Origin of the sequence: Geomicrobium sp. JCM 19039, from assembly GCF_000698145.1 — a bacterium.
In the GTDB taxonomy this organism is placed as follows: Bacteria; Bacillota; Bacilli; order Bacillales; family Marinococcaceae; genus Geomicrobium_A.
This window is the reverse complement of the sequence record NZ_BAXB01000002.1, coordinates 230,830-244,064: the sequence shown is the minus strand read 5'-3', so window position 1 is coordinate 244,064 and position 13,235 is coordinate 230,830. Positions and strand designations below refer to the sequence as shown.

At 42.6% G+C, this 13,235-nt stretch carries 14 protein-coding genes and 3 pseudogenes; 5 read left to right on the top strand and 12 right to left on the bottom strand.

What is annotated here, in order from left to right; genetic code table 11:
- Window positions 1-51: 51 nt before the first annotated feature.
- Entirely contained in the window at window positions 52-417 is a 366-nt protein-coding gene (locus tag JCM19039_RS03330; RefSeq protein ID WP_042423859.1) for a hypothetical protein, read from the bottom strand.
- Between the two features lie 304 nt (window positions 418-721).
- On the opposite strand from JCM19039_RS03330, the gene xerS reads away from it, so the two are divergent.
- Entirely contained in the window at window positions 722-1,807 is a 1,086-nt protein-coding gene (gene xerS / locus JCM19039_RS03325) for a tyrosine recombinase XerS (RefSeq protein ID WP_042423856.1), read from the top strand.
- Between the two features lie 70 nt (window positions 1,808-1,877).
- Here xerS and JCM19039_RS03320 read toward each other — a convergent pair whose 3' ends face one another.
- Together JCM19039_RS03320 and JCM19039_RS21470 are read right to left on the bottom strand one after the other, a co-directional pair.
- On the bottom strand, window positions 1,878-2,555 hold the full coding sequence (locus JCM19039_RS03320) for a DUF421 domain-containing protein (protein WP_042423854.1): 678 nt from the start codon (window positions 2,553-2,555) through the stop codon (window positions 1,878-1,880).
- A 189-nt stretch (window positions 2,556-2,744) separates the two neighbouring features.
- Window positions 2,745-3,200 carry a hypothetical protein gene (locus JCM19039_RS21470; RefSeq protein ID WP_052398473.1) on the bottom strand — a complete coding sequence of 152 codons (456 nt, stop codon included), beginning with the start codon at window positions 3,198-3,200 and terminating at the stop codon, window positions 2,745-2,747.
- Between the two features lie 127 nt (window positions 3,201-3,327).
- On the opposite strand from JCM19039_RS21470, the gene JCM19039_RS25070 reads away from it, so the two are divergent.
- The 4 genes from JCM19039_RS25070 to JCM19039_RS03305 all read left to right on the top strand — a co-directional run bounded on the left by JCM19039_RS25070 (window position 3,328) and on the right by JCM19039_RS03305 (window position 5,140).
- Window positions 3,328-3,510 (top strand): hypothetical protein, encoded by a 183-nt coding sequence (locus tag JCM19039_RS25070; protein ID WP_052398472.1) that lies wholly within the window; start codon window positions 3,328-3,330, stop codon window positions 3,508-3,510.
- Window positions 3,507-4,583 (top strand): Na+/H+ antiporter NhaC family protein, encoded by a 1,077-nt coding sequence (locus tag JCM19039_RS03310; protein ID WP_052398471.1) that lies wholly within the window; start codon window positions 3,507-3,509, stop codon window positions 4,581-4,583. The genes JCM19039_RS25070 and JCM19039_RS03310 overlap by 4 nt, the downstream gene beginning before the upstream one ends.
- Entirely contained in the window at window positions 4,583-4,711 is a 129-nt protein-coding gene (locus tag JCM19039_RS26255; RefSeq protein ID WP_255343614.1) for a hypothetical protein, read from the top strand. Before JCM19039_RS03310 ends, JCM19039_RS26255 begins: the two co-directional genes overlap by 1 nt.
- A 75-nt stretch (window positions 4,712-4,786) precedes the next feature.
- On the top strand, window positions 4,787-5,140 hold the full coding sequence (locus tag JCM19039_RS03305; protein WP_042423851.1) for a hypothetical protein: 354 nt from the start codon (window positions 4,787-4,789) through the stop codon (window positions 5,138-5,140).
- A gap of 68 nt (window positions 5,141-5,208) precedes the next feature.
- On the opposite strand, the gene JCM19039_RS03300 is transcribed toward JCM19039_RS03305, so the two are convergent.
- From JCM19039_RS03300 to JCM19039_RS03260, 9 genes and pseudogenes are all read right to left on the bottom strand, one after another.
- Complete coding sequence (locus JCM19039_RS03300; protein ID WP_042423848.1) at window positions 5,209-6,219, bottom strand: NAD(P)/FAD-dependent oxidoreductase; 1,011 nt, start codon at window positions 6,217-6,219, stop codon at window positions 5,209-5,211.
- Window positions 6,220-6,221: 2 nt separating this feature from the next.
- Window positions 6,222-7,018, bottom strand: a pseudogene (locus JCM19039_RS03295) (ABC transporter ATP-binding protein).
- Window positions 7,019-7,034: 16 nt separating this feature from the next.
- A complete protein-coding gene (locus JCM19039_RS03290; protein ID WP_042423847.1) occupies window positions 7,035-8,033 on the bottom strand; it encodes an iron ABC transporter permease in 999 nt (332 codons plus the stop codon).
- 2 nt (window positions 8,034-8,035) lie between these two features.
- Window positions 8,036-9,048: pseudogene (locus JCM19039_RS03285) on the bottom strand (FecCD family ABC transporter permease).
- Window positions 9,049-9,055: 7 nt separating this feature from the next.
- On the bottom strand, window positions 9,056-9,982 hold the full coding sequence (locus JCM19039_RS03280) for an ABC transporter substrate-binding protein (protein WP_042423845.1): 927 nt from the start codon (window positions 9,980-9,982) through the stop codon (window positions 9,056-9,058).
- 10 nt (window positions 9,983-9,992) lie between these two features.
- Window positions 9,993-10,934: an ABC transporter substrate-binding protein gene (locus tag JCM19039_RS03275; RefSeq protein ID WP_042423842.1), complete on the bottom strand. Its 942-nt coding sequence runs from the start codon at window positions 10,932-10,934 to the stop codon at window positions 9,993-9,995.
- Window positions 10,935-11,129: 195 nt separating this feature from the next.
- Window positions 11,130-11,444 (bottom strand): cytochrome c, encoded by a 315-nt coding sequence (locus tag JCM19039_RS03270; protein ID WP_042423840.1) that lies wholly within the window; start codon window positions 11,442-11,444, stop codon window positions 11,130-11,132.
- 76 nt (window positions 11,445-11,520) lie between these two features.
- Window positions 11,521-12,404, bottom strand: a pseudogene (purU, locus tag JCM19039_RS03265) (formyltetrahydrofolate deformylase).
- Between the two features lie 13 nt (window positions 12,405-12,417).
- Window positions 12,418-13,227 carry an inositol monophosphatase gene (locus JCM19039_RS03260; RefSeq protein WP_238544905.1) on the bottom strand — a complete coding sequence of 270 codons (810 nt, stop codon included), beginning with the start codon at window positions 13,225-13,227 and terminating at the stop codon, window positions 12,418-12,420.
- Between the last annotated feature and the right edge of the window lie 8 nt (window positions 13,228-13,235).

Below are 13,235 nucleotides of genomic sequence, written 5' to 3'. Positions count from 1 at the left end.
AATTCCAACACGTAAGGATAGAATAAGATTCATGGGTGTTGGTGGAGTAGATTAAAGGTATTCCTCTAAGTCAAGTAGTTCTTGAATTTCAAACCAGCTCTCTTCAGATAGTTGGTAAAATTGCTTTTCAGAGTCGACCAAATCACCTCTGAGCAAGGTAGGTGTAGAACCACTATCTGTCCACAAAGAAATGCTCATAACCATTGTGGAGTATTGCCAGTCATTAACATGGATGACTATGTTTGGAGGCCCGTCAGGGGGTTCAGTTGCTTCATCAGCAGCATTGACGATGTTTTTAACCTCGTCAATGACCTTTTCTTCGCTAATCTCTTCATCCTGGAACACAATGGTATCCGGGTCTTTGTAACTGCCAACAGCTAACGTTTCACCAGTAGAACTGCAGCCAATTAACAGCAAGAATATGATCCTAAACGAGTGAACTTTAGTATGATAAATCGCGCCCCTTAATCAGAGTTCAAAGATGATTAATTATAGCATAAGTGAATATGAAGAATTATAGTCATTATACACAAATTGTATGAAAGCCTGATGTAGAAGAAGAGTGAGAAAGAGGTTGACGAGCAAGGTAGCATAGTGGAAGCATACTATGAATGACTTTCTAAATACTCTTCACATAACTTTATTACGTAAAATATAAATTTGACGTAATAAATTGCTTTTCTAAATCGGATCTTGTAAAATATGGTTATGAGGTGATCTTTTGGAAAATCAATCTAAGCAGCAAATGTACACGAAGCTTCAAACACATGTTAAAGACCTTCCGTGGTTTGTTGAAGAATATGTTAATTATAAAAAACGAAAGTTATCCGTAGCATCACTGCTTAATTACGTACACGATTATAAAATCTTCTTTCATTGGCTAGTTACGGAAAATGATTATCCTGGTGACCTAAAGGAACTACCTCTTGAGTTGCTTGAATCAATGACCGTTCAAGAAGCCGAGCAATTTTTGACGTTCCTTCAATATGAATTGCAAAACAAAGAAGTGACCATTAATCGCAAGCTGTCTGGCTTAAAATCGCTTTTCAATTACCTTCAAAACATCGCTGAAACCCGTGATTTGCAGCCCTATTTAAAACGAAATGTGATGGCAAAGCTTGAATTCAATGATATTAAAGAGAGTATGGAAACGACGGCAAACAAAATGGAAGGAAACATCTTAATTGGTGATGAGTATGAAGAATTTCGCCAATTTGTTGCGTCTGAGTACGGCAAGCTTGTTACAGACAACAAAAAGCTCGTAAATTTTCATTTAAGAAACCGCGAACGTGATACAGCGGTTGTGTCGCTCATTTTAGGTTCTGGCTTACGGCTTTCAGAAGTTGTGAATCTAAATATTGATGATATTGATCATAGCAAATACACCGCTCGAGTGATTCGTAAAGGGAACAAAGAACAATTCGTTTATTTTAGCAAACAAGCAAAAGCGGACTTAGATGATTATTTGCAAATAAGAGCGGAGCGCTACAAAATCAAGCAAACGAACAAAGCGTTATTTGTCGCAGCGGCAATGGGCCCAAAAGGAACCCCAAGACGATTAACGGCACGATCTATAGAAAAATTAGTTGAAAAATATGCAGCCGCTTTCGGCAAACCTTCGTTATCTGTTCATAAATTACGGCATTCATTTGCAACGAGGTATCATAACGAAATTAATGATGTACCGAAGTTGCGACGTCAACTTGGCCATTCATCGATCCAAACGACGATGATTTATACGCACATTCATAACGATGATTTGAAAAATGCTGTGGATAGGATGGATTTGCCTAAAGATGATGAGTAATTTCGTCTTACTTTACAATATATATATTATGTTAACTTATAGACTTTAGCAGTTTCATTGACGCAAACTGCTAAGTGTTTTTCTGGATATGAATGCCCTCTTCTTTTTGCCAATCCATATAGAGCACGTCGTAATAGTTATAAATGTTCCTCTCTTGTAAACGACTGAGCAACCATCGTTCATCAAAACCTGCTTGGCTTAGGTTATCCCATTCAACTTTGCCATCTGTTATGAATGAAATTGGCAATGAGACTTGCTTTTCAGGAACGTGTAAGTCGGCATTTGTTGGGGTTGCATACGTTGATTTTTGCAACACACTAACGGTGCCGTCTGTTTCAAGAATGGCGTACGCAATATTTCGAATGGAAAATACATTCACACGCCGTAACAGTTGCTGCAATTGATTAATATCAAGCTTATTCTTTTTTAGTTCTAATCGATCTAATTGTCCGTCACGTACGATAATCGATGGTTTGCCTTCTAGAATGCTTCTCGTTCCTCGATATTTTTGCGTTGTCCATTCTAATAAATAGATGAGCCCACCCCAAACGGTTATTGAAAATAAAATGGAACCAACTTTAGCTTCATCTTCATAAATGGCATTTCCGATTAAATCCCCAAGAATTAATGCAGAAATAAAATCAAACGGTGTAATTTGGGCTAATGTCGCCTTCCCTAGCAGCTTTAACATGATGAGCAATGCTACGAAGCCAATGAGTAGCTCTGAAGCTGTTTGTAATAGATTCATAAAATCCCTGCTTTTTATGAATCATTATCGTCAACAATGGATTGTCCTAAACGCTTTGTTTTTATTATATGAAAATACGGTACGTGAAATTAATATAATGAGTATTTAACTTTTCTGTTTTTAAAATGGTTAAACGCGTTCACCTCCTTCTTCCCTTACTATAGTGTGTGAAATTTCGCTTTCCTACTTCTATGCTAAAAATTTGTTGATTTCAAGGTGTACTTTTCGCCAATCCTCATTCTCATCTTCATCATTCGTTCTGACGACCCAATTCTTTGCCAAACTTGTATTTAGTTGTCCGAGTTGTTCTGATTGAATGGTAAAGCCAACGAGGGCATCTTCAGATTGCTCGTAATCTACATCTTCTACCCAATTAAACTTCTCACGAAGCCACAATTTCAATCCTTTTAGTGTATTAAATTTAATTTCGTATCCTTCTTTTAACGCGAGTGCCGCATCTTCATCGTGCGTTTCCATATATGAAAAAAAGTCTTTATAATCCATGTTTTCATCAGCTAACTGTCGCAAGAAATCGGTGTCTTTCTCTTGTAATGCATTTTGCAACTCGATTTCGCTAGGTGTTTTACGATACGCATGTTCAAGCAATATCGCGGTCATCTGTGAAAGCATTGGTTTTTGTACCAATTGGATTCCCCATTTCTATAATAGTAATCTTTTCCTTTGGCATACTTATTGTAACATGTTATAGTATATGAATGGTTTTTTGCTTTACCGCGTTTAAGTAATATAGTTAAGACTAGGAGCTTGCCTTATGCATCGAACGGTTTCAATACGAGGTTCATTTATCGTTTTAGCCATCATTCTTACCATCTTATCTGTTGGAATCCTTTATTACGGGGTCTACCCGCATATCCCTATTCTTTTAGCCGCAATCGTGACGGCTACATACGGTCTCATTGTGAAGCAACCTTGCAGGATCTCGAACGACACATGATCCGAGCCATCTCGCACGGGATTATCCCAATGCTCATTTTGTTACTTATCGGGATGTTAATTGGGGTTTGGGCGTTAAACGGAACGATTCAAACGATGACGTTATACGGACTAAACTTATTATCCCCTACATTCTTTTTAGCAGCTACAGTCGTTATTGTCGCCATTATTTCTACGATGGTCGGTAGCTCGCTTAGCTCCATCGGAACCGTGGGCGTTTCATTTATGGGAATGGCCTATGGTATGGATATTGATCCAGCAATGACCGCCGGTGCCATTGTTAGTGGTGCAATATTTGGTGACAAATTATCCCCATTGTCTGACACGACGAACTTAGCTGCGGCTACCGCCGAGGTAGATCTATTTGAACATATCCGCCATATGTTATGGACGACGATCCCTGCACTCATTGTTACGATTATCATCTTTGGCCTGATTGGTATTTTTATGTATGGAAGTCAAGCGGGAGATGATAGAGAGATACAGTCGATGATTCGTGTCTTAAATGATGCATTTACGATTCACCCGGTAACACTACTATCTCCTGCTGTCATTATTTTGCTTGCCATATGTAGAGTGAAGCCAATTCCTGCACTTGTTTTCGGACTCGTCGTAGCAGGACTTACGACATTTTTCACGTCACCTGGCAGTGGGCTAGCTGATGTAATGGGAGCTGCTCATTCAGGGTATGAACCCGCTACGGGAAATGCAAACATTGATGATCTGTTATCGATTGGCGGACTTGAACACATGTTGTTCGGTGTTTCACTTATTATAATTGCTCTAGCGTTCGGAGGTTTGATTCACGGCATAGGGATTGCCGATGCCATGATTAAAGGCATCCAATCTTTTCTACGAACGCGTGGAAATACGATTCTTTCTACGATGCTGTCATGCTTTGGTATTAATCTCGTTACTGGCGAACAGTACTTGTCAATCATTTTGCCTGGACAAACGTATAAACAAGTGTATGCTCATCATCGGTTGCATCCAAAAAATCTAAGCCGAACACTAGAGGACGGTGGAACAATTCTTCATCCTCTCGTCCTTGGGGGATTATTGGCGCGTACGTAATGACGACGCTTAATGTTGGTGTGGATTATGTATTTTTTGTTTTCCTTAGCCTTGTCACTCCAATCATCGCATTATTTTATGCTTACACTGGATTTACACTTCAAGAACGAGACGAGGATGATCAGTAGTTGCATACTGATCATCTGTTTTTTGTTTAACATCGACTCTTCTGTAGGATATAATGACACAAAGGGGTGAACTTATTGGCGTACATACATACTCGCTATTCTTCGTTTTTGGAGCAGCGCACCTCGATTCGTATACTGTTAAAAGAAATTCACGAAGCCGTTCGTCATACCGGTGTTACGAGCAACGAGCCAATCATTGTCGGAGCAGAAACGGTATCAACGTATGTGTTCAATGGTACAGAGCATCAAGAGTTTTGCCGGATTACGATTGACTTGGACCGATCATATGATGATGCACAGTTGCAAACACTTGGAGAACAGGTCACATCTGCCATTACTAATCAACTTCAGCCAGTATTACAAACGACTTCTTTACATATTAGCGTGAAAATTGTTGGCTTCTCCCCTGCTTTTTATTTTTCTAGTTAATTTCGGTACGTGAAATTAAAAAAATGCGCACAAAATTTGTGCCCCTTATATAAAGAGGCACCTATTCATTAACTTCCTTGTTCTTGTAATCGTTCATCGTGTGATGATACACCCGCGAATGCATTCGCTTCTGGCGTAATATACGTTTTCACCGCGTTGACTGCTAATGCTGCATCGGTAAATGCACCAGCGATCAGCGGCAATTTCCCAGGGTGTCCGGAAATGTCACCTGCAGTAAATATTCCGGGTGCACAGGTTTGCATCGACGATTCGGTCGGAATTCTCATCTCTTCAAGCACAAGTCCCTCTGGCGCTTGATCCATAAATGAGAGATCAATATCATAGCCATGATTCACAATGAGCGCGTCTATTTTTCGCCGTTCGCATTGCCTACTTTCGCAATGTTCAATTTCAATCTCTTCTACACGACAGTTGTTACTGCACCCCGTAAGGCCCTTCACTTGAAACGGTGTCATCACTTGAACGTTCGATTGCCGCATTTGTTGAACGAATTTTTCATGACCGCCAAATTCATCACGACGGTGGATGACCGTGACACTTTTCGCAATTGGTTCAATTTCATTCGCCCAATCGACCGCCGAATTCCCCCCACCTGAAATCATCACATCTTTATTACGAAAACGTTCAATGTCGGTCACCGCATAAAGCAAATTGTCTTGTTCATATCGCTCTGCTCCGTGTATCGTTAACTTTGCTTGCCGAAGTATGCCGTAACCTGATGCAATGATGATTGCTTTGGACCGATGAGTTGACCGATTCGTTTTAATGAGGAAGTTCCCGTCTTTTTCACGAGAGAAATCGACGACTTGTTCTCCTAAAACAACGTGTGGCGAGAATGTTTTCGCTTGCCCAATGAGATGAGCAATCACTTGTTTCCCTTTCGTTGGAGGCAGACCGCCAATGTCCCAAATCGTTTTTTCTTTAAACACATTTAATTTACCACCTAAATGGTCTTCCGCTTCAATAATCTTCGTTTTGAGATCGCGCATACCGCTGTAAAATGCGCTATACAGTCCAGCAGGACCGCCACCAATAATTGTCACATCATACAGTTCCATCGCTACTCGCCTCCTGTTCTTAACAGATCATAACTTAAACAAAATGGCTTATTTGTTCGAGGGTCTAAAACCACATCAGCATCAATATGAAAGACGTCTTTCAGCACTTGTTTTTGCATGACTTCCTCAGGTGAACCTGCTTGCATAATCGCTCCTTGTTTCAAAGCAACCATATAATCTGCAAAGCGTGCAGCGTGGTTCAGGTCATGAATGACCATGACAATCGTTCTTCGTTTTGTTTCATTCAGTGTCTTTAAGACTTGCAACACTTCTAGTTGGTGAGCGAGGTCTAAATATGTGGTTGGCTCATCTAACAATAAAACTTCCGTTTCTTGCGCCAGAGCCATCGCAATCCACACTCTTTGCCTTTGGCCACCTGACAATGCTTCAATTTCTCGATCTTTAAACGTTTCCATTCCTGTTTGCTCGAGTGCCTGTTCAATGACACGATGATCTTCACCAGTAAGTGAACGCACCCCGCTCTGATGAGGATATCTCCCGTAGGCGACCAACTCTTTCACTTTCAAACCCGCAGGCGCTTCTGGGGATTGCGGCAACACCGCCATTTTTTTCGCAACTTGTTTCGTCGGTTCCCTATGAATCGCTTTTCCATCAAGGTATACAGCGCCACTTGAAGCTTTAGTATTCTCGCCATCGTCTTTAGTATGGTCGATTTCCCACAACCATTCGGGCCAATAATCGTCGTAATCTGACCTGCGGGTATCGATAAATGAAGCTGTTTTACGATATCCACCTTGTCATAACGGACCGACATTGCTTCTGCTTGTAATACAGTCATATGGATCCCTTCCTTATCATGCGGTTTTCATAAGCAAATAGAGAAAATAAGGTGCCCCAATCATTGCTACGATAATACCTACCGGTATTTCAGACGGGGATAACACGTTTCTTGCGATCATATCTGAGAACAATAAGAAAAAGGCACCGACCAAAGCTGCGACTGGAATCATTACCCCATGTCTTGGGCCTACGAGCCTTCTCGCAATGTGGGGAGCAACGAGACCGATAAAGGAAATCGCTCCACCTGCAGCGACAGAAGCTCCTGCTAAACCTACCGCAAAAACGAGTAAACGCCGCCTCACTTGTTCCACCCGAACGCCTAAAGATACAGATGAAGCATCGCCTAACCGCATCACATTTAACGTATTGGCATCCCGTAAAACGAGGAGCATTAACACGAATAACCAAGGGAAGATGGCAAGGACGTACGTCCAACTTGAACCCCAAATATTCCCTGTCAACCAGATGGTCGCTTGCATAAAGTCGTTTGGATTCATGCGTAATTGGAACACAATGAGCAACGCCATAAACCCTGCGTTAATACCGATACCGACTAACACTAACCGAACCGGCGTAACCCCTTGCTTCCAAGCAATCGTATAAATGAGAAAAGCGGCTACGAGCGCACCTAGAAAGGCAAACATTGGCAACAAATAGATGGACCAGCCTAAGTCTGCATAAGAGCCTTGAAAGAAATAAATGAACAGCACAATCGCAAGCCCTGCACCGGCATTTATTCCTAAGATCCCAGGGTCAGCAAGGTCATTTCTTGAAAGGGCTTGAAGAATTGCACCTGAAACAGCTAAACCTGCACCGACAAGAATGGCCAGCACCATTCTAGGTAAACGAAATTGGAACAACACGAGTTCCTGCTGTGAGCTACCTAAACCGAAAAACGTTTGAAACACTTCAGCGGGTGACATCGTAAATGTTCCAAGCGTCATACTTACAAGAAACGTAGATACAATAAAGATCAAAAGAACGGAAATTATCATGGTTCGTCGCTTTTGCATGATTAGACGCCCCTCCCCTCTCGTCTAGCAAGATAGAGGAAGAATGGAACCCCAACGAGGGCTGTAATCGCTCCTACAGGCGTTTCATAGGGGGCGTTGACCATTCTTGCTATAATATCTGAAACGAGTAGTAATAAACTACCTAATACCGCAGATGCCGGTATGACAAACCGATAGTCCATACCGGTTAGCGCCCTTGTAATATGAGGAATTACAAGCCCTATAAAACCTATGGTTCCCGCTGCTGCCACCGCTGCACCTGTCATTAACATAACACTCACAATCCCGAGAACACGGACGACCGCTGTTCTTTGACCTAACCCTCTTGCCACATCCGCGCCTAAGCTCAAAATCGTAATTGATTTAGCAAGACAAAGAGCAATGAGTAGACCAATGAAGCACGCCGGACAATGAGTTGAAGCGTTCGCCAATCCATATTTGCGAGCCCACCAGCGAACCAAAAACTAATGTCTTGAGCGACGTCAAAGTAAATCGCAATTCCTGAAGATATTGCACTTAAAAACGCGCCAATTGTGACCCCTGCCAACGCTAACTTGGCTGGGGTCAGTCCTCCCTTTGCAAGTGTTCCGACTAAAAAGACGAGCACTGTACCGACACCTGCACCGATAAATGAAGCAAACAACAATCCAACGTAAGGCACAGCAGTAAAAAAGGCAAACATAATGGCAAGGGCAAGGGCAGCACCGTCCGTAATCCCAATAATCGAAGGTTCTGCCAATGCATTTCTCGTCATTCCTTGCATTACCGCCCCAGAGACCGCGAGAACCGATCCGATGACAATCGCGCCTAGTACACGTGGAATGCGAATTTCTCGTATAATTTGATGCTCAGTAAGAGACGGATCAAAATAAAAAATCGCTTCCCAAACGACCGCGGGTGTAATGGAGGCCGCTCCAAACGTAAGTGATAGTATCGTTGCGAAGAAAAGGAGTACGATGCCTAGCAGAAAGACGATTGTAAATGTTGCTCGTTTTTTTGGCGCTGATTGCTTCATTTTGTCACTACCTATTGAGATTTACATCGATGATCATTTCTGTAAAAAGTGGGATCTGACCACGAATTGAGATCGGGTCATACGGATAAAATGTATCAAAATCATTGATCACGACACGGTCGTTTTCGACCGCATCTAACCCTTGCCATACAGAGGAGTCAACAAAAAAATCTAACGATTGGTGACTTCCTTCTGGGTCATAGCTCGTGATAAACATCACATCTGCGGCGTACTCAGGAATTGCTTCTCGGGACAATTGTAGCACGTCCTCTTCTTCCATCACATCTTGTGCGATTGATTGTGGGGCAGGCAATTCCAGAGCATCATAAATGACTTGTCCTCCCCTTCCAAAATTTTCACCGAAAACATACAGTTCTTGTTGATTCGTCACTTCATACAATCCAAATGTCTCATCGCCATTCAAATGATCTTCTAGCTCCGCTCTTGCTTCTCTAGCTTCTTGCTCATACCCTTCTAGAAATTCAGCAGCGGCTTCTTCGTTATTCATCAGAGATCCAAACAGTTCTGTTACCCCTTCAATCGATGTCGCTGTATTATAAGGAATGTAAACCGTTGGTGCAATTTCTCGTAATTGTTCCAGGTCGTCATCATACATGACAACAATTAAGTCTGGATCCAACTCTAAAACGCGTTCAACATCAATCGGCTCGCCTATATTTTCAGTGCTTGCGAGTTGATCTTCAAGGAATGGATTGTCAAAAGCAGTCGTTGTCGCACCTACAACTTCAGCGTCAACAGCGAGCAACTCTCCTGCATAATAATCCGTCACGACACGCTCCGGGTTGGCAGGCACATCATAGGAGGTGTCTCCAATCTCAACCGACCGCATACTTTCTTCGTTTTCACTATTCGCACCGTCTGAACATCCCATTAAAACAATTCCAAATAACGCTAAGCATCGTGTTTTTTTCATCATACTCCCCCTATTCCCCGAGAATATGAGCGGCAACATCATCGATGGTTTGGCGATTCGCTTGATAGCCATTGTATAACCAGCTACCGTCAGGATCGACTTCAAACACTTGATCTTGATCGACAGCAGGAATGTTTGACCACACATCTTCTGTCATGAGTGCTTCACTGCTTTCACCATCACTGTTGACAAGAAAGATATAATCAGCATCTAATTCAGCAAGTGCTTCTCGAGACAGCTCATTCCAATGCGCCTCCGCATCGGCTGGGATATTCGCAATGGCATTCGCAGGCTCTAAGTCTAAATCATCAAACAGTACCGTTCCACTTGCCACACTTGGTGCAACAATAAAGTACGTCCCGTTTGTTAGCCATAGTGCGGCGACTTTGTCACTGCCTACCTCACTCATCAACTCTTCTCTCACTTCATTGACATGGGCTTCATATTCCTCAATCGTTTCATTGGCAGCTTGTTCCTCACCGAGTACTTCACCGACTTCTAACAGTGCCGCTCGCCAGTCATTTTCAGTGTCGCTGCTGAGAACATATGTCGGAGCAATTTGATCGTATTGATTGTACTCTCCGCCGCCAAGAGAGGCTGAATCTGGGACGATAATAAGGTCTGGATCTGCCTCAATGACAGACTCTAGCGGCAACTCAAAATCGATAAACGGAATATCTGTGAGCGATTCTTCTAGATACGCTTGATGACTGCTTCCATTCATAACCGACCATTGGACGACAGGGGTTTCACCTAATGTAAGTAATGGATCTTCTAAGTATGGGGCAATGATTCTCTCCGGTGAATCTGGAACGTTGACCTCGTTTCCTGCTCCATCTGTCAATGTTTGCGCTGATTCACTTGCATCAGAGTCTGCCGATCCGTTTCCGCAAGCGGACGTTAAAGCAACGGTCAACAAAATTCCGCTCATATATGGGTAAATTTTTTTCATAATTTCCTCCGTTTAATGAAATGTATTCTCAATCATAGTAAGTGATAATGATTATCACTGTCAATCTATATTTTGAAAATAGAGGAACCCGCTCATCAAAAACAGTAGAAATGAGCAAGTTTCCTCGCCTCACGGTCATCAAAAAAAGGCGGGGAAGGATGTTCACTCGTCCTTCCCCGCCTTTTTCAGCCCTTCTTATTCATCCTCATCTTCTTGATTTACAGCTTCTACATACTGCGCGACCGTCTCCGCCTCTTCGCCTTCGATAATACCTTCCGGCATCGTGCCCGGACCTTCCTCGATGGCGTTTAGTACATCACGATACGGATAAATCGTAATGTCTGGACCGACGTCCCCTTCCATGTTTTGACCATGACAACTTAGGCAATGTTCTTCATAAAGTTGCTGCCCAGCGTCCATATCAACCGTCGCTTCTTCTGATCCATCGTCGTCTCCACACGCAGCCAAAACGAGAAGACTTCCAACTAGAATCGAACTGATCTTTTTCATGTGTGCATCCTCCCCGTCAGTAAAAAGTAAGTATATGGGAGGAATACCCTATTTCATCATGAAGTAACCCTACATCCTAGAAAACAATCGTTTTATTATCATTCACCATAACACGGTCTTCCACATGCCACTTTAATGCGCGAATGAGCACGCTTCTTTCAACGATCCGACCGTTCTTTTTTAAGTCATCAACCCGTCTCGGTGGTTGACTCGTTTAATATCTTGTTCAATAATCGGACCTTCATCTAAATCATTCGTCACATAATGGGACGTTGCTCCAATGAGCTTCACCCCTCGTTCATAGGCACGATCATACGGTTTTGCGCCTACAAATGCAGGTAAAAATGAATGGTGGATGTTAATAATCCGCTGATCGTATTGCTCGACAAAATCGGGAGTGAGAATTTGCATGTAACGCGCGAGCACGACCACATCTATCTCATATTGTTTCAGGAAGTCCAATTGTTCTTTTTCGCTTTGTTCACGGTTGTCTCTAGATGCGGGAATATGCACGAAGGGAATACCAAATGACTCGACGAACACCCGAGCATCAGGATGATTACTAATTACTATAGGTATTTCAATGGGAAGATCTCCGTTATCCCACTCCAATAGAATTTCACGTAAACAATGAAGCTCTTTTGAAACAAAAATCGCCGCGCGTTTTAATTGTTGTACATCTGTTAACGTCCACTTCATCTGGAACGTCTGTCCAATCGCTTCAAGGTCTTTTTTTATGTTCGCTTTATGCGCCTGAAGATCTGCACATTCAAACTCGATGCGCATAAAGAATTTTCCTCCATGGGGATTCGTCGAATACTGATTGGATTCAATAATGTTCGCTTTATGATTTGCGAGTGTAGACGATACGGCTGATACAATACCAGGTTGGTCCTCACAACTGATCAACAAGCGACCGCGGTTTTTATAACTGTCTTGGAGCTGTTGTTGTTTACTCATGTAAGCACTTCCTTTATCTAATCGGTTCCTTGCTCCGTAAACCTTCGTTTACGAGCTGTAACATTTGTGACTTTTTATTTGTGTGACAAGCAATCAATGTTGGCCGACTCAGCATCTGAGAGACGTCACGACCGTCAAAATCAATGATCTCTCCTCCCGCTTCCTTTACCATTAACATGCCCGAGTATAGATCATATCCTTCAGAATCATAAAGAACAATGCCGTCCAGCTTTCCTTTTGCAAGCATGTTCCACACTAACGTTGGTGCCCACGTCCGAATCATTCGTTTGCAATACGTGTCAATGTGTTGGCGGAGTACAACGGCTTCTTTCGTTCGCTGTACATGATGCCCTTGAATCCATGCGACAGATAGTTGCCGCAACTCTTTTTCAGTACGTGATATTGTAAACCGTTCCTTGTTCACGTAAGACCCTTCGCCTTCAATCGCACAATACAATTGATCGACCATCGGTTCATAGATGACCGACAACACCGCTTTCTTTTTATGCATTAATGAAATGGATACGGAGAACAATGGCAAGTCTAACGCAAAGTTGTTCGTTCCATCAAGGGGATCAATGAGCCATAGCCATTCACTTTCGTGGCCGTTATCGCCAATTTCTTCACTTTGTATTTGATGAGTTGGAAACGTCCCCGTGATCTGTTGGAGAATGATTCGCTCACATTCAAAATCGACATTCGTAACGAGGTCGCCATCGTTCCCTTTTTCATGAACAAAAGAAGGTTGCAAAAATTGACGTTTCATATAGTTCCCTGCTTCCAGCGCAGCGGCTATTGCCACGGATTTAGCTTGATTGATCATTCCGATTC